This is a genomic window from Pseudobutyrivibrio xylanivorans DSM 14809 (assembly GCF_900141825.1).
GTDB lineage: Bacteria > Bacillota > Clostridia > Lachnospirales > Lachnospiraceae > Pseudobutyrivibrio > Pseudobutyrivibrio xylanivorans.
Genome location: NZ_FQYQ01000009.1, coordinates 79,472 through 96,365, shown reverse-complemented (window position 1 = coordinate 96,365; position 16,894 = coordinate 79,472). Strand labels below are relative to the sequence as shown.

Here is a 16,894-nt window from a genome sequence, read left to right as displayed (position 1 = left end):
ATTAGATTTGATATGACATTTGCAACCTACTATGCCAAAAAAAGAGCCGAAGGAAAGCCTCATCGAGTAGCTATAACTCATGTCGCTAAAAAGCTTGTTAGAGTTATTTTTGCTTTAGAAAAGCAAGACATCGATTTTAATCCTTCAAAAGTACGATAAATAAAGCCAATAACCTTCATGTATGTACCATCTGATATACAAAATTCAGATGGCTTACTAATTTTATGCTTTTTTTGAGATTCTAATAAAACATCATTTATCTATTGACTTCTTATAGTTTGTCACCTCTCTTAAAATCAATGAAGTAAGTCCCTCTATTCCCTCTTCATTGAATATTTTTTTGTAATATGCGACCTCATCAGAAATCAACTCATCTATAACTTTCATTCCAAGGAGCTCCACCGGAGCCTTATCGTCAGTCATAATGAGATTTCCTGGATTATATTTTTGCATGCCCACCTGTGCTAAAGACATCATGTAATACAAGTCTGCATCAGTTTCTTTATCAATGGCATTAGCCAGATTTTCTTCTGTCTGTGGATTGAAGCTGGCATATAAAATCCTGTTAGTGCAGCCCAGTACCTCGGCTGTATAGATATTCGGAAATACTGCCCCTATGGTATCCGCCAGATAATCATTGATGTTTCCTGGTGAGTTGCTACGCATATTCAAATTCACAACCATCACTCCATCTTCATCTAAATGATCTGCCACCAATTGAAAGAATTCTTTGGAAGACATCTGAAATGGGATGGTTATATCCTGATATGCATCAACCATAATCACATCATATTTATCCTTTGAGGCATTCAGATAAGCTCGACCATCATAGGTGATTACTGGTACATCCTCAGGAAGCTCAAAATAATCCCTTGCAAGCTGCGTAATCTTTTCGTCAATCTCTACACCAGTAATATCAAGGTTATCGTAATATCTCTCACACTGAGTTGCAAAGGTTCCACTGCCATTTCCCAAGATAAGAATTTTCATAGGTTCTGATGTTCCTACCATTGGAAGTGACGCCATAGCATAATCGTAGTAGAGACCTGTGGGACCTTTGTCCTTTTGATATACCGACTGGACGCCAAAAAGAACATTGGTGGAAAGGATGACCTGATTACCCTCCTCGTGAACCTGAAGATAATTGTAAATTGATTCACCTTCATATGTTAGATTAGTCTGCCAAAATGCAAAGCTATTGCTATGACCAAGAAGGCAGCAGACTAAAAATATCACAATGCTAGCAGGAACCCTCTTGGCCTGAGAAAAATTTATTTTAGAACTAACAAAATACACTATACAAAGCGCAAGCAAAATTCCTGCAAATATCAGAAATGTGATGGCAGTACCAACTGCAGGAATGCTGATAAAAGTAGGAACAAAGGTGCCTATAATGCTTCCGATGGTATTGCTTGCGTTGAGCTTACCAACCACACTTCCGCTATCATCAAGACTGTCCACAGAAAACTTCACCAGTGATGGAGTCACTGTGCCTAAAAGGAATAACGGAAATACGAATATAATCATGCAGGCTGCAAATCCTGCAATGACAAGAAAATTCGTATTTACGGTAAAGATTATCAACGCAGATATAGCTAAAATAACATACTTTCCCACAACTGGTATAGCAGCTATCCATATGGCAGCAATGATAATGCGCTTATATAACTTATCAGGATTTGGGTCCTTATCCGCCATACGGCCTCCATAAAGATTTCCCAGTGCCATAGCAATCATTATCGTACCAATGATAATAGTCCACACAATTTGTGATGAACTGAAATATGGCGCCAGTAATCTACTAGCGCCTAATTCTACTGCCATTACTGACATCCCCGCAAAAAACTCCGTCAAATAGAGATACAATTTATTTCTAAGTATCGGTCTGTCCATTTTATTCTCCTAAGAAAAAATCCATCCAAAAACAGGTGACAAAATAATCATTATAACGGAAAAGGTGAATGAATTGATTGACATAAGCGTTGCTCTCTGGCTGGAGGGAATCATATTGTTTAATACAACATCTGAGCGTACTTCTATAAAGCTGTCGGCAAAGCCTCCTACGAAAGCACCAAGCATCGTCAGGGCAATACTGCCTGTGAAGATTGAGCCGAAGGCTATGGCGATTCCTATGACGGCAAATAGGCTGGCATATTTGTATCGTAAATACGTACAGTATTCTATTGCCTTTGCGCCAATGACAGAACCTAGACCTACTGAAAATAATGCTGGCCCAAGCCAGATAGTTTTGATTCCAAGCTGTGGCAATTTTGCCTGTAAGAAGAAAACTATAAGTGTCGCCACAGCGCCTATAAATGCGTTGAATATGATGATTAGTCTTGCCTTACGATTCTCTTTGATGAATCTGACACTCTCTAGAGCCACCTCTTTAAAACGGGCGCTGACACTGGTGTGATGGCTTAACTCACTCTTTGGTTCCATCAGTGTGGTTCCAATTAGAATTGCTGCTATGGCCATAAGGATGTCCAAGGCATTCGCCTTCTTATATCCAAGCATTAGAGCTATTCCAGCCATAAGGGTGCCCAGTGAACTAGTTAGGCGATAAATCACCATGTCGTTAGAAGCGAACTTGCTGTACTCATTTTCAATGCCTGCTTCCTTTAGGCTGTCGTAAGCAAGCGCCTCTCTTGTACCTGATGCCAAGTTATAGCTTAGGGCGGAAAATACCATAGCAACTGATATACCGGCGAAGGTGTTTGTGAATATCATCAGGATGGATGAAATAATAGTCATTACGCTGGCTGTAATCATAACCTTCTTACGGCCAAATACGTCTGCCGCTGCCCCTGAAGGCACCTCAAAGATCATGCTCGCGACATGAAATATGCTTTCAAATAATCCAATCTCAACTGTGGAAAATCCTCTTGCGGCAAGTAATGCCACCCAAGAGGCTCCAGCAATCATCAATCCCCCAATTCCATCAATAAAATATAGTTTAGTAATCTGATTTCTAGCTTTATTTGTATTCATTTTGATCTCCTTAATCTTTGCTAATTTATAAAGAATAAGGAGATAAAACATTTCCTTTCATTAAATGTAAATTAACTGTTTTCCAAGTCATTTTGTTTCTCCTTTAGTTTTCTCAATTTCCATATTCTCCCCTTCAGCTAAGCCTAGCTTTTTCCTAAAACTCCTCTTCTATCTCAGCTATGGCGCACTTGCCACAAAGCTGACCAACAAATTCTTCCATATAAAAGAACTCGCCATCAAAATAGGAATCAAACTCCTTTATTGCGCCAGATAAAGTAAATGCCTTTCCACAATCCTTGCATTTTCGCATAACAGACATGGCGACATCATCATCCTCAACTTCGTAATCATCATGCTCCATGTCGCCATCTTCATAGCCTTCCAGTGTATGGTTTGCCAAATAATCATCGGATGGTTTTAATTCTCCATCAATCTCTGAAAAAAATCCCATTAATTTACTCCTAACAATTAACCAATTTCAACCAATCTTCCTTTGTCATCAGATTCATGATATTTGTTCTAACTTCATCTAAGAGCTGAAGCTTCACTTTTTCCTGAGTGTCATGGTATTTGAAGCCCAGTTTTTCCTGGACTCTTTTAGATTTTTCATTGCCTTGATAGTATGCACACCATACCTTTTCAACATTTAAGTCTTCAAATGCTCTACGGAGAAGCTCTGTGCAGGCCAGCCACAAGGAAGTCCCACCTCTGGCTCTTTTGCCATACCAAAAAGGACCTCCGCATCATCCTCATTCCAATGACGGAATCCTAATCTTTCTGTCTCAAATAAATACTTTGTGTCTCTGCTCACGGTGTTCTCCTTATTTTTTACTCATAACAAATATTCTTCGTGTTTCCTCGTCTTCCCCATCCCAAGCGAAATATGTTACTTCTTCAACATTAAAGAATTGACTAAAAATCTCCGACCATTCCTCATCTGTTCTTGAGGTCATTCTGAGAATTCCATTTACATACATTTCATTCCCATTTTTGAATTCTATTTTTTTCTCTGGTTTACTGACAGGCTCAGCATAAAAATTCATAGCAATAACAATTTTCGCATCCTTGGTAGTTATTCTTGCAAAATTCTTTATGATATCCAAAGCTACATCAGCTGGCAAAACATCTACAACATTACTGCAAAAGATGCCATCATATGATTCTGCTGGTTCATTCTTTAACCAATCAGTTGAAACACATTCTGCTCTAAGACCTTTTTCTATGTTGAAATGATTCATAAAGCATTTACAAAGCTCAATTGCATTTTCACCCACATCAACACAGGTTACATCCTTACAACCTGACTTATTTAAGGTTATTCCTGCCCATCCTTCCCCGCATCCATAATCTAAAACTCTATTCTTGCTGGCAAGCTGGTCTATAATCACATTTTGCAGTTTAGCTGATGAACAAAGTTCTTTCCAACCATCCACAGGATCATACTCCTGCTTATATTCATTCTTTGCTTCATCATCCATTTCAAATGCATTATTCCAAAATTCTAGTGCTTCTTTGTATGTATTATTCATTATTCTGCCCTTCTCTATATTATCTATAATATTTTTAGTCTCTATTATTTTCTTATAAATGACTCATCCCTATCAGGCATAGAATCATCAGAAATATATCTCTCAACAGTCATATGAAGGTCATATTTCTCCCTAAGTGCCATTATCTTGCCCATCATAGGAGATGCGTGATGAATGTCTATTGATTCCTGATTCTTCCAACTATCAATCAAAAGAACAGTCTCTGGATCATCTAAAGCAATGTAATATTCATAGCGAAGATTTCCATTTTCATTTCTTATAGCTTCAACAGTTCCACTGCTAATCATCTCTTCTGCAAATTTCTTCGCTGCGCCATTCACACCTTTGTATCTTAAATTTACTGTAATACTCATCCTTTTATCCCTCCGTCACTCCACACATGAACTTCAATATATCTCTCTGGACCAAATTCACCGTCAGGATTCCAACTCTCCTCCAGGTATTTTATTCTAAAGGCAACCAATCTAGAACCTTCTTAATCTGACTATCCCAAAAATCCCAGTCATGACCGTAATCATCTTCATCCCAGGTTACCTCAATACCTTTTTCCTGTAGGAAATTTCTGAAAGAAATATTTGCTGGCATTAAGTCATCCTGGGTTCCACATGCCATGTAAAACTTTGGAATAGGACGCTTTTCAGAAATCATTTCTTCTACAGCCACCCAAGGGTTCTTGTTTGTCTTTGAAGCATCTTCTATGTTATCAAACAGCCCAATATTTGCTTCCTCTGAGGTATCCTCAAAAATATGCACTGCGGAAGACAACCCTGCAACATGACTAAAATTCTTCGAATATACGATACCATTTCGAAGTGCACCAAATCCGCCCATAGAAAGACCTGCAATAAAGGTATCCTCACGTTTATCCGAGAGCGGAAACATTCTTCTGGTTACTTCCACCAGTTCTTCTCCTATGAATGTTCCATAATCATTCCAAGGTGTTCTGGAATTGAAATAAAAAGCATTATCACCAGATGGCATTACTACCGCCAGATTCTTTTCTTCTGCCCACTTTTGGATTCTGGTCTGACTAATCCAATCAGTATAATTTCCTAAAAGACCATGCAGGAGATAAAGTGTTTTGTACTTACAATCTTTTCCATTTAGATATCTATTAGTGTCTGCATCAAAACGATCCACCGGAAGTATCACATTCACAGGCACCTCTCTGAATAAAGCTTTTGATAAATAATTTACTTGTATTAATGCCATTTTTCCCCCTTTTCTATATCACTTAATTATTTTTTGTATCTGCTTCTCTGTAGCTATAGGGTAAATATCCCTTATTTGATTAGCTATAGCTTCCTTTGAATCAGATGGATTCTCTTTATATCTACTCCTTACATAATCATAGCCAAAGAGATTTTCTGGTGTTGCATATATAGCAATTGGCCATCCATAGGCTTCGCCCTGTTTATTCTTGCGCTGACGGAAGTCTTTTACCGTAAGATATGTCTTCATCTGAAGGTCGGTGATTGTACCATCAAAGCCCTTCTCTCCACCTTTACCAAAACCTGCCAGCTTTTTGATTTCGTTAGAATATAGCTCATCATTCTCTTCAAATAAATCCATTATCTTTTTCTGTCTGCGAGAAGCTTTGCCATCCTCCCAAAGAGAATCAAAATCATAGCCATCACGTCTATAATTTGCAAAATATGGGAGCCATTCTTTAGAAATAAAGCCTGCCTTCTTGTCAAAGAATTTGCCATAAGCGACTTCTCCACGGCGGGCAATTATCTCTCGCCACTCCCACGGATCCACCTCTGTATCTCCACTCCACCAATACTCAGGAACAGTACGCTCCTCCAGCGAAAAGCCAGGAATCTCGTTCTTGAATAAAGGCAAGAATCCAATCTCATTAATATATGCAATTGCATCATCCACGGTATGAAGGCACTCTGGGTCATCCCACTCTACCCCATACATTATCCAGGTTCCGTTTTCGTTTGGCATAATCTCTTCTCCTGTTTGTTGCCCTTCAGTTTTAGTAATTCGTTAAACTGTTATTTCGATTTGATTTCCCTCAATTCCCACAATACAGCTTTCATAATATCCATCGCCGGTAGTGCGCGGCCCGCTGACAACTTCAAAACCATCTTCTTTTAATGTGTTTGTCAGTTCATCCACCTTTTCTTTACTTCCCACCGAAAATGCGATATGAATCAATCCAGTTCTATTCAATGGCTTATCCATATCAACCATATCTGGCTTCTTCATTATTTCAAGCCTTGCGCCATCCTCAAAGGAAATAAAATAAGAACGGAAATCTGTATTATTATTGTGATAGCCATCATTAGATTTGCCATCGAGATACTTCACAAAAAAATCTCTGGCGGCCTCAAGATTGTTTACATACATTGCTATGTGTTCTATTTTCATTGTAGCTATCTCCCTAAATGTATCAATTACGGTATTTTCCTAGTAAAAACCAAAATATTCCGTAGTCTTACTCCTTACATGAACATAAATTACGGTATTTCATTCAATTCAAGTTCTTTTTTCCGTAAGCTTTACCACGATTTAACCATCTAGAATTAAAGTTCCTACGGAAAAAATGATAACAATTATAAATTGTTCCGTAAATTCACTCCTGTAATCAGTATAATTACTTCATTATTTCAAAAATGACTACGTAACAATTGACTAATACAATGTTTTATTCCGTAAATGGAGCTGAACTATGATTTTTTTTTCAATTATAATGTCTTATGAAACTTCCAGAAATCTATAGTTTCCTGCAAATCTGCTTCATCCACAAAGAGGTTCAACTTCTTTCCAATAGCAATAGCCATATCCACATACATATTTGCTCTTGCAGTGATTACATAATCACCAACCACGAGTGGTTCATTGGTGGAATGAGTAGATTCTATTCCCTCAAGAATTCCAGCATTTTCCAGTTCGTCCACGCCATTACATATGCCAGCGACTATCTGTTTATTTTCAACTACTGCACGAATAAATGAATATACTTCTTCGTTTGAGATTGAAGAAATATCTCCACCTGGTACCAAAAGCAGTTCGACCTCTTTTGGATTAATATCTTTTAAAGCACAAGTCGCGTTAAGTGAAAACTTTTCCTGAGCAGTAACGGGCTTTCCATCTATAGTCGCAAATACCAATTCTCGTCCAGTATACTGAAGGAAGTAATTCGTAATTACGATTTCATAAATACAACATGTCTCATATAGTAATACAACTGTCTTCAATTTCTTTTCTCCCTTATACTTCTACTCCCTCACAACTGATGAATGACTGTAAATATAAAACTCCTCCTGGCTTGGCATCCATTTCTTTTCTTTAGCAGGAAATGTTTTGTCAAATTCCTCTACAGCCGCGGTGTCATCACAACAATCAGCTGCTGTGCTTGGGATAAACATCCATTCATGTCCATCCAGGACACCAGGCACCAATTCACATACTAGAAGTGCCGTTGGGTAATTCCCTTTCTGAAAACAGCTGACATTTTTCTTTCTACAACTAACAAAACCGCTACCAACATAGTTGCCTGGATTTCCAAAATTAATATTCACGTCATATCCCATTTTTCGAGCCACTTCAAAGGAATGCTCAATCAATAATTTGCCAAGTTTCAATCTCTGATACTCAGGCAAAACGCATAAAGGGCCAAAGGAAACTATCTCTTTCTTATTTCCGTTTTCATCCTCCAGCCAAGCCTTGGTGTACATGATATTTCCGATAATCTCTCCATCCTTTTCTAGCACAAATGCAAGCTCAGGTATGAAGTCAGGATGATTTCTCATTGTATGTACAAAATAGTGCTCATCTGCACCAGGCTTATATACATTCCAAAATGCATTACGAGTCAGTTCTTCAACTGCCCTGTAATCTGACTCTGTTTCTAATCTTATATTTATGTTTTCCATTTGTGTTAATCCCCATTATAACCATATTTATCTAAATCAACTCTTCCATCAATAACTTCTATTCCATCTGCTTCCAAAAGCTCTTTTTGAGCCCAGGCCCCACCAAAAACATACTCACCTGCTAGCTCACCCCTGGAATTCACTACTCTATAGCAAGGTATATTTTCAAAATCAGGATTCTTATGAAGGGCATTTCCAACCGCTCTGCACATCTTTGGATTACCTGCCATAGCAGCTACCTGAGCATAGGTTGCAACTTTTCCCTTTGGAATCCTTTTAACTGCTTCGTATATACGTTTTGTAGGAGAGTCTGTCACAAGGTCATAACTCTCCGCTATCATCCTTTTGATATCCTCATCTGGAATGGACCCATCCAAAATCACAGTATTCCAGTGCTCCTTATTCTGATGGTACCCAGGCTGAACTGCAGCGTATGTGTTTCTCCAAAAATCTCTCCACTCTGGGTCACATTTTAAATTTAAGCAAATGTATCCGTCCTTTTCATATGTCCACAAGAAAGCTTTCTTACTAGGTTTCACCCTAATAAGCTGCCAGTTTGGATCATGAAAAGGAGCTTCCTGGTACGTATATGCGAATGTTAAGCCGTAGGCCAATGCCTCTTCTCGAGTTTTCATGTTATCCCCTTTGTACACTAATCCAGTATTTATTCCACTATTTTTTTATCTCCATAAAAATGCATTAACATTAAAATCAAGGTACTTCCTGAAAGGATTCCATCCATAATACCTGCTGGTAATAAAAACATCATTAATGTAATAGTAATTGTGGAAATTATTACTGATAAAACTAACCCCCACATTCGATTTTTAAGCAGACCTATTGCTCCAATTAATCTAATGACTCCATATAATGCCCCCATAACCATCATCATATAAAGATTATCTTGAAAATATGGAAGCTTAAATTCAAAATACTGGCCAATATCAAACTGATTAGCTCCTAATAACAAAGCTGGTATCATGCATAGAACTCCACCAAGTTCCATAAAGCCACCATGTATTATCATTATAACTGCAGCTACCTTATACTTTTTCATATAATATTTTCCTCTTAATTCATTTATGCTCATCTACATACTTTAAAAAGTCTGGAGTTTTTGACCAATATTTAATTCCCCAATTTTCAAAATTCCACTCTTCCATGTAGTCATTACACTCATAATCAATGTAAAAAATCTCACCATTATTATTAACTACAAAATTAGTTGGGAAATAATCAATATTAGTATTTGCAGGGTATAACAACTTACACATAGCTTTTACCTGATCAATATAATCAGACTGCATTTTATCTTCTAGAACAAGATCATAAATTGTTTCCCCATCTATAAATTCTTTTGCAATTCGTTCATTGTCCACATCTACTTCAAGCATTGCTGGCATCTTTATACCTATGGCCGATAGTCTTTTATAATCATCTATTTCAGACTGAATTTTGTTCCCAAACTGATAATACGAACATGGTTCATGATGAATCTGTTTTACAACATATTGCTTGCCATCTTTTTCTGCTAGATATGAATATCCGCCTTTACCCTTCCCCAAGAGCTTTTTGATTTCATATTCAGTTCCATTTACACTTAGTTTTTCCATTCCAGTAATTTCCTTTGAAGTCTTTATATATTCATCTCATCCACTATCTCTGTAGGTTTTATAGTCATCTCAATCCATGCTGGAATAAATCCACTTTTAATGGCATTTCTTACTGATCGAATATTGGACCATGCTGAACAATAAAATGGAACCTTGCCTCGGGCAATTATCTCCCTTTCCAATGCACTGGTTATTGCAGATGCCACTCCCTGTTTTCTATACTCAGGAAGTACATCCACACCTATCTGCCACATCAATTCAGCATCAGCAGAACAGCCTGCCAAGCCTATAAGCTTATTACCATCATATGCTCCTACTCCGAATACATCCAGCTCTTTTCTATCCTTACATAAAGCATTTGACCACTCAGGTAGATATAGATTCTGAAAATCCTTCTGCTCAAGGATTCTCAAATCATATTTACAATCCATCACTGGAATTTTACTAACTTCCGGAAGATAATACTCTGCCATAAAACATACTTTATAGCCCTTCACGGCCAATCGCTCATTTAGCCAGTTCATGTTTGGAGTCTCAAAGCAATGATAGAACTGATATTTTTCGATATATTCATTTACTATATCTGATAATTCATCTGTGACTCCAACTACAGTATTATTCCCATAGGAAATAAAATTTGCTCCTATTGGCAGCTTATAATATTTCTTTGAATTGTCTCCTAATCGAAACGATACGACCACATTACTATCTGAAAGAAAAGCTTCCGCCTTGCAGCCCATATCTTCAGCAGATTGTTCCATGGCTATTCGAAATATTTCATCATTATTCATCATCATTATCTCCCCAAAAATTCCCTTTATTTCACTGGTGGCTTCCAAGGCTTAGGTGTCAGCAATGATGTTTTTCCAATATCTGGAAGCACATCATAAATTGAGCATCCCATCTTTTCATCAAAGTATTCTTTTATGCTGAAAGCGACCTCCCAGCCCTTAATGTAGTCCTCCATGATGCCATATCTTCTTGTAACATCCACAAATCTCTTTTCAAGGATTACAAAACCATAGTCCACTGCTAGAGAATCACAAAGCTGAATAAGCTTGTCGTAATCATCAGCTTTACAATCCTCGATATATGCCTTAATTGCTTTTTCATGCTCGGTATCAGGTTCGAAATCGAAATTCCCCTGCATCAAAAGATATGAGTGTGTCATGCAAATCTTGGCAACTTCATCCCAGCCTTTTTCCATGCAATATTTATAGCCATCATAAACATGAGTTGGTATATCTGTAATTCCAAATCTGCGTCCTATATCATGCAAAAGACCAAATATATATGCCTTCTCAGCATCCATCCCCGGAACCTTTTCTGCTATATACTTGGCTGCCAATCCAGTGTTTATTGAATGTTTAACCCATGGACCTGGATTAATTTCACCTGCTAACTCTAATTCTTTTAATGCTTCTTCTACTGTTGGTAACATATATCTACCTCAAATTCTCTTCCTTTTCAAAAAATGCTTTCTTCAACTGCTGATACTCTTCCTCTGTGCATACTTCACGACACTTGGGTTCAAAAGATTTGGTAACCTCAAAGCACTCTCGCATATTATCACAAGGATACTCTGCGCACTCAGAACAAATTTTGATGCCTCTATCCTCGCAGCATTTCACCACATGATACCTGCACCAGTTTTCTGGTTTACAGCCTGTGCAACTAATTTCTTCATTTGTAACCACATGGTCACGATATCCTATCTTCATCCATAACTCTGCTGTATAGCGTAATTCATCATCAGTCTTCTCATATGGATGTGCCACATATCTAGGACATGCAGCGCAATCATTTCCACAAGCTGCTATAATTTTACTCATTTTATCCCCCCACTCTACTTACACAGTTATGCTCCTCATCCAACATTGCCTAACAGCAGATTCAAAGCTTTCTCAACATCATTTTCTGTAAGGCCAACCTCTGCATCTGTCTTAATCTGATGACTAGCAATCTCATTATTATGGAGATCCAAATCATCAATAACCAGCCAATTATCAGTTGGATTTTCTTTTAACCACTGAAGAATCTCATCTGCCTTAACTAGGCTGAATTTCTTAGCTTTTCTGATTTCTTCTGTAGTTAAATCCGGAGTTACTCCCGAAATGAATACCCCTTCCTTTTCCATAACATCAGCAAAAAATTCTGCCTCGGACCTATTAGGTTTCATTTCATCATCAAACCAAAATCTCCATCCAGAATGAAGAATAACCCTTGCATCAGTCTTTTTCACAAGCTTTGAAAAAAGTTTAACCGCATCTATATCTATGTATTTTCCATCACTTATTTCACGCTGATGTTCATCATCCCAAAACTTAGAATTCAAAACACCATCTACATCAAGGAAAATAACATTGCTCATGTTGTTTTACCCTCTCCTAATTTATCTACTCATCATAAGCTCAATCAACTGATACAATTTCAGCATGCCCAACTTTATAACGCACTTCTTTGTTGGTGTATTGAAATCCCTCTTCTATACATTTGATAATATTAATCACTCCTGCATGAGTAACTAAAAGTACATTCCCATCAAGGGCTTCTGTGCCAACTTTGAACCCTTCCCATGCTTCTTTGATTCGATTATAAAAATCCATTGGGCTTTCTCCATTTGGATACTTTTGTTCCCAATCTAATGAGGCATAGTAGAGCCCTGGATATTCCTTCTGAAATCTTTCCTTAGGCATACCTGCCAGGTCACCATTGTTTGTTTCTCTAAACTCTTTGAGATGAGTAACTGGTAAGTCCAGATGTTTTGAAACAATATCTGCTGTGTCTTTTGCTCGTTGTAAGTCACTGGCAAAAATATGCTGAATAGCGCAGTTCTCCTTATCAATAGTCTTGCATGCTCTTTCAACCTGTTCTCTTCCCTTTACTGAAAGGCCTGCATCACTCCAACCACCCAGTCTTGTATTGTCATCTTCACCATGTCGCATTAAAAATATCATCACTTTTCTCCCAATCCTACTTTTCTAATCTTGTCCAACTGTTCTGCCGTAAGATTGCCTGATTGATAAAGTTTAAGATATTCATTTTCGATTGATGAATCAAAAATAAGAAGGTCATCAGTATTGATGGTGACCTTAACTCCATTTTCAACCAGTATCTTAATCGGATGTGTCCCGTAATCTTTTGCAAAACCAAGCATCACATTACTGCTTGGACAGACATTCAACTGTATCTGATTATCCGCGAGAAATCTCATTGTTTCCTTCGATGCCACTGCATTGATTCCATGATGAACCTCTGCAAGACCTAACACCTCAACAGCTCTTCTCACATCATCAGCGCTTCCGGTCTCTCCCACGTGCATTTTCTTCACCAGGCCATATTTTTCCGCCTTCTTATACAAGGGCAGAAATGCTTCAAATGGCTTAACATTTTCGCCGCCGCATATGTCTATTGCTTTGAAATAGCCTGAGCTAAGATATTTATCTATCTCTTCTCCTGCAACCTCTACATCGCAAAATGATGGATAGGTTAGTTCCGCTTCAAAAATAGTTTCCGGACAATATTCTTTATGAAATCCTTCAATGAGATTTTTAAAATCCTCTACTGTTCCAACCTGGTCTACCTCAGCTGTACCGAAGTTCATTACAAGGCGGGTAATATTATTTCGCTTTGCCTCTGCAAATGCTCCTTCCCATCTGAGCACCATGTTTTCGTATCCATTACAAAAAGGCTTGATAGAAGACTGAAACCAATCTTGCATTCCATCAAGCCCATTAAGATGCTGTGGCGGTTCAGGAATATCCACCTGAAGCTGCTCTGAGAGCCACAGTCTCCTACACCCTTTCGTTGAATGATTATGGAGATCACTCTTAGGCACCGACAAAAGTTTCTCTATGTTGTTTTCTTTTAAGCCCTCACAAAACAAGTTATCCATGTAGCCCTCGCGCTCAACAAATATAGATTATCAGTCTGTAACAGATGAGCTACATCCAATTATAATCTCCTCCAGTCACAGCCAAAGAAAGTAACGCATCCATTCGCGCTACCTCTTCCTCGCCTTGTACAACTGAGATTAGCTTTGCTGTCTCTGTCGCTACTGGCATTTCTTCATCTGGTCCAATTTCCATGTTTGGTTGCTCGCCACAATATGGGCAAACCAAACTTGGGCCTACCTGTATAGATAAAAATCTATTTGCACACTCTTTGCATTCATAAAATCCTGCAAGAGTAGTTCCATCTGGCACATAATACATATTTTAATCTTCCTTTATATCTTTCTATTATTGGCACGCAAAGGTTCCATATGCTCTAGTGGCGTTCATCCTCATTTTCATATCTTTCGCAAAATCTCGCTGAAAATGATGGTTCTTCATTGCCAATTCGTAAATGCGTTATTTCACCAGCACGGAGAGTTCTAAAGGTAGCTATTCCTTTTTCTCTCTCCTCTGTTACCACCTCAGTAACAGATGTTGGTGCCAACGCAGTGAACTGCCAGACCACAAAAGGTGATACATTCCACAAATATGACAATAACAATGAAGTCAATCCATAGTGGCAATAGAAAGCAATGGTCTTGTCGTTATTCTCTGACACCCTGTAGGCCATGCCGTCTTTTACATAGCCATTTTCTTTCAAAAACTTTTCAAATTCACCAGTTACTTCATCATACAAAGCAGGCATATTGCTAGCCTTAACAAGAGTTGATTCCCTCCAGCCATTTCTATCAAAAAGCTCTGGATGATCAATATAATAAGATGGCAAAATATCCCATAAGATATGAAACTTATACTCTCCAGTCACCTCATCTTTCTGAAGCTCATTAGCATAGGCCTTACGAACATCCTCTGAAATATTAGGATTTGCCTGTGCAGGAAATTCCTTTAGCCAATCTAAAGTAACTGGCTCAATTCCTAACTTCTTGCAGCTATAGCTTGCTGTGTCTTTTGCTCTGCCAAGAGGCGACTGATACACTTCGTCTATACGATATTGTTCAATAATATCTGCCAGAAGCATCGCTTCTCGATGTCCTTTTTCCGTAAGTGTATCGTTTACATAATCTGGATCTCCGTGTCTAACAAATAAAAGTCTCATTTCTAATTCCTAACCTTATAACTAAATCTTAATGCCGCATTTATTGCGGCTGTATATCTTATAATAACTTATCAACCATCTCCATAACCTTCTGAAGATTTGCAATATCTACTGCTACATCTCCAGTTTCAAGGGAGTGGTTTGCCCCTGGAATTACCACGTATGTCAGTGACAATTCATCGCTTAACTGTGTACACATATCAGTGTCGCAGAGTGGATCTGCATCACCATGGAAAACAAAACCTTCGCATGGATTTACAAAAGCAAAGGTTGTTTCTATTGGGGTGAAGATAATCTGATCTGCCTCCAACTCATAGGTCATATTATATCTGGCAGCCAAAGCTGTACCGATGCTTTTACCAATTAAAACCACTTTTTCATAATCCGTAAATACGATATCCTTTAACTGCTCTGTCACCTGCTCAAAAGCTGTATCAAAGGCCTGCTGGCGCTTTTCAGCGTCAGCCTTTATCACTGTACCTGCCTCTGGCAAATCATATTTTATATCAATAATCTCGTAATCCTTATTCTTCGCAAGCTTCTTCGAATAATAAAGAAGTGGCTTGTCTGTGTGATAGCCCACTCCTGGAAAGATAACTGCTAATTTCTTGCTCATAATATCCTCCGCACTTTTTAGACTTCAAAATCGAGGCAACTTCTAATTTTTGTGTAAGGTCTAACTTTTCCATCAGCCACTGCTACATGCTCTGGATGTACAGCGTATCCCTTAAGAGCCTCCTCGCTTTCAAATGTAGAATCAAGCATCAAATCTGCATTAGAGCTGGCAAGTCCATTGATGTTGACTTTGATATCAACCATACCTGGAATCTTTCCAGCTAATCCCTCTAATCCTTCTTTAATTCCCTTCTTTACCTGATCTTTTTCCTCTGCTGAAAGTTCATCCTTAAGTGTCCATAATATAATGTGTTTTACCATGTTTATCTCTCCTTCCATTGTTCGATATTTTTTGCTTAGCAAGCTTGTCTGTAGTTTTATGAATCTTAGCCAATTTCTTTGGTGATATCTGCTCCCAGCTTGTTGCTGCTACAGCCATTCCTAATTTATAGCTGGCGTGTGGGCAGGTGCCTCTAATATATAAATGGAATTATCCTATAGCGTATCTTTTCACAGTAATCGCTGTAACCTTCAAGTCCTTCCTTTAAGACCTGCTCCTCGTTAATAATTCTCTTAGTAATTATAGGAATATAAACAAGCATAATTATAAAAGAGATAGGCGAACCTAAAACCCAAGGCATTGCACCAAATAATAGTAACGTTACAGAATACATTGGATGTCTTACAATCCCATAAAGTCCTGTGTCCACAACCTTTTGATTTTCCTGAACTTCTACTGTTCTTGATAGGAATTCATTCTCTCTGATTACTTCTGCATATAAAAGATAAGCCACCAGAAAAATGCCTGTTGCCACCACGATTGCCCATTTAGGTAAAACTATCCATTGAAACCGAAAGTTTAGCCCTGCCACAACAAAAGCTGAAATAAACATTATTCCACTAAAGATTACCACATGCTTCTGCTCAGCCTGCTCCTCTTTAGCATTTAATCTCTTTTTGAGAAGCTCCTGGTTTTTAAACATCATAATTATGCCAGCAACAAACATTGGAATAAAAAGAACTGCCATAAAAAGCCAACCGTTCCAATAGTGGAAAGTTCCTGCAGGAATAAAAAGTAGTACTCCTAGTATAACAATTCCTGCCACAAATTTTATAATTGCCTGAATGAATAACTCCTTAGACATAACTCCCCTCCATTCAAAACTCTGCTACTTTGTATTTCTTA

At 38.1% G+C, this 16,894-nt stretch carries 26 protein-coding genes and 1 pseudogene; 1 reads left to right on the top strand and 26 read right to left on the bottom strand.

Going from position 1 to position 16,894, the window contains the following annotated elements:
• Window positions 1–159: pseudogene (locus BUA88_RS16720) on the top strand (IS110 family transposase); the annotation flags it as partial.
• Window positions 160–252: 93 nt separating this feature from the next.
• Here BUA88_RS16720 and BUA88_RS08755 read toward each other — a convergent pair.
• The 26 genes from BUA88_RS08755 to BUA88_RS08635 form a co-directional block, all read right to left on the bottom strand.
• Window positions 253–1,824 carry a spermidine synthase gene (locus BUA88_RS08755; protein ID WP_330390244.1) on the bottom strand — a complete coding sequence of 524 codons (1,572 nt, stop codon included), beginning with the start codon at window positions 1,822–1,824 and terminating at the stop codon, window positions 253–255.
• A 78-nt stretch (window positions 1,825–1,902) separates the two neighbouring features.
• Window positions 1,903–2,991: an MFS transporter gene (locus tag BUA88_RS08750; protein WP_072916222.1), complete on the bottom strand. Its 1,089-nt coding sequence runs from the start codon at window positions 2,989–2,991 to the stop codon at window positions 1,903–1,905.
• Between the two features lie 154 nt (window positions 2,992–3,145).
• Window positions 3,146–3,442 (bottom strand): hypothetical protein, encoded by a 297-nt coding sequence (locus BUA88_RS08745; RefSeq protein ID WP_072916218.1) that lies wholly within the window; start codon window positions 3,440–3,442, stop codon window positions 3,146–3,148.
• 10 nt (window positions 3,443–3,452) lie between these two features.
• The gene (locus BUA88_RS08740) at window positions 3,453–3,686 is read right to left on the bottom strand and encodes a GNAT family N-acetyltransferase (RefSeq protein ID WP_072916214.1); all 234 of its coding nucleotides are present in this window, start codon (window positions 3,684–3,686) and stop codon (window positions 3,453–3,455) included.
• Window positions 3,638–3,802 carry a hypothetical protein gene (locus BUA88_RS16655; protein ID WP_330390243.1) on the bottom strand — a complete coding sequence of 55 codons (165 nt, stop codon included), beginning with the start codon at window positions 3,800–3,802 and terminating at the stop codon, window positions 3,638–3,640. Before BUA88_RS16655 ends, BUA88_RS08740 begins: the two co-directional genes overlap by 49 nt.
• A gap of 10 nt (window positions 3,803–3,812) precedes the next feature.
• A complete protein-coding gene (locus BUA88_RS08735) occupies window positions 3,813–4,520 on the bottom strand; it encodes a class I SAM-dependent methyltransferase (RefSeq protein WP_072916211.1) in 708 nt (235 codons plus the stop codon).
• Window positions 4,521–4,564: 44 nt separating this feature from the next.
• Window positions 4,565–4,894, bottom strand: coding sequence for a putative quinol monooxygenase (locus BUA88_RS08730; RefSeq protein WP_072916207.1), 330 nt, complete (start codon window positions 4,892–4,894; stop codon window positions 4,565–4,567).
• Window positions 4,895–4,985: 91 nt separating this feature from the next.
• The gene (locus tag BUA88_RS08725) at window positions 4,986–5,753 is read right to left on the bottom strand and encodes an alpha/beta hydrolase (RefSeq protein WP_072916204.1); all 768 of its coding nucleotides are present in this window, start codon (window positions 5,751–5,753) and stop codon (window positions 4,986–4,988) included.
• Between the two features lie 18 nt (window positions 5,754–5,771).
• On the bottom strand, window positions 5,772–6,494 hold the full coding sequence (locus tag BUA88_RS08720) for an AlkZ-related protein (RefSeq protein ID WP_072916199.1): 723 nt from the start codon (window positions 6,492–6,494) through the stop codon (window positions 5,772–5,774).
• A gap of 42 nt (window positions 6,495–6,536) precedes the next feature.
• Entirely contained in the window at window positions 6,537–6,920 is a 384-nt protein-coding gene (locus BUA88_RS08715) for a VOC family protein (RefSeq protein WP_072916195.1), read from the bottom strand.
• A gap of 317 nt (window positions 6,921–7,237) precedes the next feature.
• A complete protein-coding gene (locus BUA88_RS08710; RefSeq protein ID WP_072916191.1) occupies window positions 7,238–7,750 on the bottom strand; it encodes a DJ-1/PfpI family protein in 513 nt (170 codons plus the stop codon).
• Between the two features lie 21 nt (window positions 7,751–7,771).
• Complete coding sequence (locus BUA88_RS08705) at window positions 7,772–8,428, bottom strand: GNAT family N-acetyltransferase (RefSeq protein WP_072916186.1); 657 nt, start codon at window positions 8,426–8,428, stop codon at window positions 7,772–7,774.
• Between the two features lie 5 nt (window positions 8,429–8,433).
• The gene (locus tag BUA88_RS08700; RefSeq protein WP_072916182.1) at window positions 8,434–9,063 is read right to left on the bottom strand and encodes a methylated-DNA--[protein]-cysteine S-methyltransferase; all 630 of its coding nucleotides are present in this window, start codon (window positions 9,061–9,063) and stop codon (window positions 8,434–8,436) included.
• A gap of 29 nt (window positions 9,064–9,092) precedes the next feature.
• Complete coding sequence (locus tag BUA88_RS08695) at window positions 9,093–9,485, bottom strand: DUF2127 domain-containing protein (RefSeq protein ID WP_072916178.1); 393 nt, start codon at window positions 9,483–9,485, stop codon at window positions 9,093–9,095.
• Between the two features lie 19 nt (window positions 9,486–9,504).
• Complete coding sequence (locus BUA88_RS08690) at window positions 9,505–10,041, bottom strand: BUD32 family EKC/KEOPS complex subunit (RefSeq protein WP_072916174.1); 537 nt, start codon at window positions 10,039–10,041, stop codon at window positions 9,505–9,507.
• 23 nt (window positions 10,042–10,064) lie between these two features.
• On the bottom strand, window positions 10,065–10,838 hold the full coding sequence (locus BUA88_RS08685; RefSeq protein ID WP_330390241.1) for a GNAT family N-acetyltransferase: 774 nt from the start codon (window positions 10,836–10,838) through the stop codon (window positions 10,065–10,067).
• Between the two features lie 20 nt (window positions 10,839–10,858).
• Window positions 10,859–11,482 (bottom strand): HD domain-containing protein, encoded by a 624-nt coding sequence (locus BUA88_RS08680; protein WP_072916168.1) that lies wholly within the window; start codon window positions 11,480–11,482, stop codon window positions 10,859–10,861.
• A gap of 4 nt (window positions 11,483–11,486) precedes the next feature.
• Window positions 11,487–11,873: a DUF3795 domain-containing protein gene (locus BUA88_RS08675; protein WP_072916164.1), complete on the bottom strand. Its 387-nt coding sequence runs from the start codon at window positions 11,871–11,873 to the stop codon at window positions 11,487–11,489.
• A gap of 35 nt (window positions 11,874–11,908) precedes the next feature.
• The gene (locus BUA88_RS08670) at window positions 11,909–12,412 is read right to left on the bottom strand and encodes an HAD domain-containing protein (protein ID WP_072916160.1); all 504 of its coding nucleotides are present in this window, start codon (window positions 12,410–12,412) and stop codon (window positions 11,909–11,911) included.
• Window positions 12,413–12,452: 40 nt separating this feature from the next.
• Window positions 12,453–12,998, bottom strand: a complete 546-nt coding sequence (locus tag BUA88_RS08665; RefSeq protein ID WP_072916156.1) for a histidine phosphatase family protein — start codon at window positions 12,996–12,998, stop codon at window positions 12,453–12,455.
• Window positions 12,998–13,936 (bottom strand): amidohydrolase family protein, encoded by a 939-nt coding sequence (locus BUA88_RS08660; RefSeq protein WP_072916152.1) that lies wholly within the window; start codon window positions 13,934–13,936, stop codon window positions 12,998–13,000. The genes BUA88_RS08665 and BUA88_RS08660 overlap by 1 nt, the downstream gene beginning before the upstream one ends.
• A gap of 49 nt (window positions 13,937–13,985) precedes the next feature.
• Window positions 13,986–14,255: a hypothetical protein gene (locus BUA88_RS08655; RefSeq protein ID WP_072916148.1), complete on the bottom strand. Its 270-nt coding sequence runs from the start codon at window positions 14,253–14,255 to the stop codon at window positions 13,986–13,988.
• Window positions 14,256–14,310: 55 nt separating this feature from the next.
• Entirely contained in the window at window positions 14,311–15,093 is a 783-nt protein-coding gene (locus BUA88_RS08650) for a histidine phosphatase family protein (RefSeq protein WP_072916143.1), read from the bottom strand.
• 58 nt (window positions 15,094–15,151) lie between these two features.
• Window positions 15,152–15,709 (bottom strand): alpha/beta hydrolase, encoded by a 558-nt coding sequence (locus BUA88_RS08645; RefSeq protein ID WP_072916138.1) that lies wholly within the window; start codon window positions 15,707–15,709, stop codon window positions 15,152–15,154.
• A 17-nt stretch (window positions 15,710–15,726) separates the two neighbouring features.
• On the bottom strand, window positions 15,727–16,029 hold the full coding sequence (locus tag BUA88_RS08640) for a Dabb family protein (protein WP_072916133.1): 303 nt from the start codon (window positions 16,027–16,029) through the stop codon (window positions 15,727–15,729).
• A 152-nt stretch (window positions 16,030–16,181) separates the two neighbouring features.
• The gene (locus tag BUA88_RS08635) at window positions 16,182–16,853 is read right to left on the bottom strand and encodes a methyltransferase family protein (protein ID WP_072916128.1); all 672 of its coding nucleotides are present in this window, start codon (window positions 16,851–16,853) and stop codon (window positions 16,182–16,184) included.
• Between the last annotated feature and the right edge of the window lie 41 nt (window positions 16,854–16,894).

Excerpts from the sequence above, each read along its gene's own strand:
- BUA88_RS08755 (WP_330390244.1), bottom strand. The coding sequence starts at position 1,824 with ATGGCAGTAGAATTAGGCGCTAGTAGATTACTGGCGCCATATTTCAGT.
- BUA88_RS08750 (WP_072916222.1), bottom strand. The coding sequence starts at position 2,991 with ATGAATACAAATAAAGCTAGAAATCAGATTACTAAACTATATTTTATT.
- BUA88_RS08745 (WP_072916218.1), bottom strand. The coding sequence starts at position 3,442 with ATGGGATTTTTTTCAGAGATTGATGGAGAATTAAAACCATCCGATGAT.
- BUA88_RS08735 (WP_072916211.1), bottom strand. The coding sequence starts at position 4,520 with ATGAATAATACATACAAAGAAGCACTAGAATTTTGGAATAATGCATTT.
- BUA88_RS08730 (WP_072916207.1), bottom strand. The coding sequence starts at position 4,894 with ATGAGTATTACAGTAAATTTAAGATACAAAGGTGTGAATGGCGCAGCG.
- BUA88_RS08725 (WP_072916204.1), bottom strand. The coding sequence starts at position 5,753 with ATGGCATTAATACAAGTAAATTATTTATCAAAAGCTTTATTCAGAGAG.
- BUA88_RS08720 (WP_072916199.1), bottom strand. The coding sequence starts at position 6,494 with ATGCCAAACGAAAACGGAACCTGGATAATGTATGGGGTAGAGTGGGAT.
- BUA88_RS08715 (WP_072916195.1), bottom strand. The coding sequence starts at position 6,920 with ATGAAAATAGAACACATAGCAATGTATGTAAACAATCTTGAGGCCGCC.
- BUA88_RS08705 (WP_072916186.1), bottom strand. The coding sequence starts at position 8,428 with ATGGAAAACATAAATATAAGATTAGAAACAGAGTCAGATTACAGGGCA.
- BUA88_RS08700 (WP_072916182.1), bottom strand. The coding sequence starts at position 9,063 with ATGAAAACTCGAGAAGAGGCATTGGCCTACGGCTTAACATTCGCATAT.
- BUA88_RS08695 (WP_072916178.1), bottom strand. The coding sequence starts at position 9,485 with ATGAAAAAGTATAAGGTAGCTGCAGTTATAATGATAATACATGGTGGC.
- BUA88_RS08690 (WP_072916174.1), bottom strand. The coding sequence starts at position 10,041 with ATGGAAAAACTAAGTGTAAATGGAACTGAATATGAAATCAAAAAGCTC.
- BUA88_RS08685 (WP_330390241.1), bottom strand. The coding sequence starts at position 10,838 with ATGATGATGAATAATGATGAAATATTTCGAATAGCCATGGAACAATCT.
- BUA88_RS08680 (WP_072916168.1), bottom strand. The coding sequence starts at position 11,482 with ATGTTACCAACAGTAGAAGAAGCATTAAAAGAATTAGAGTTAGCAGGT.
- BUA88_RS08675 (WP_072916164.1), bottom strand. The coding sequence starts at position 11,873 with ATGAGTAAAATTATAGCAGCTTGTGGAAATGATTGCGCTGCATGTCCT.
- BUA88_RS08670 (WP_072916160.1), bottom strand. The coding sequence starts at position 12,412 with ATGAGCAATGTTATTTTCCTTGATGTAGATGGTGTTTTGAATTCTAAG.
- BUA88_RS08665 (WP_072916156.1), bottom strand. The coding sequence starts at position 12,998 with ATGATATTTTTAATGCGACATGGTGAAGATGACAATACAAGACTGGGT.
- BUA88_RS08660 (WP_072916152.1), bottom strand. The coding sequence starts at position 13,936 with ATGGATAACTTGTTTTGTGAGGGCTTAAAAGAAAACAACATAGAGAAA.
- BUA88_RS08655 (WP_072916148.1), bottom strand. The coding sequence starts at position 14,255 with ATGTATTATGTGCCAGATGGAACTACTCTTGCAGGATTTTATGAATGC.
- BUA88_RS08650 (WP_072916143.1), bottom strand. The coding sequence starts at position 15,093 with ATGAGACTTTTATTTGTTAGACACGGAGATCCAGATTATGTAAACGAT.
- BUA88_RS08645 (WP_072916138.1), bottom strand. The coding sequence starts at position 15,709 with ATGAGCAAGAAATTAGCAGTTATCTTTCCAGGAGTGGGCTATCACACA.
- BUA88_RS08640 (WP_072916133.1), bottom strand. The coding sequence starts at position 16,029 with ATGGTAAAACACATTATATTATGGACACTTAAGGATGAACTTTCAGCA.
- BUA88_RS08635 (WP_072916128.1), bottom strand. The coding sequence starts at position 16,853 with ATGTCTAAGGAGTTATTCATTCAGGCAATTATAAAATTTGTGGCAGGA.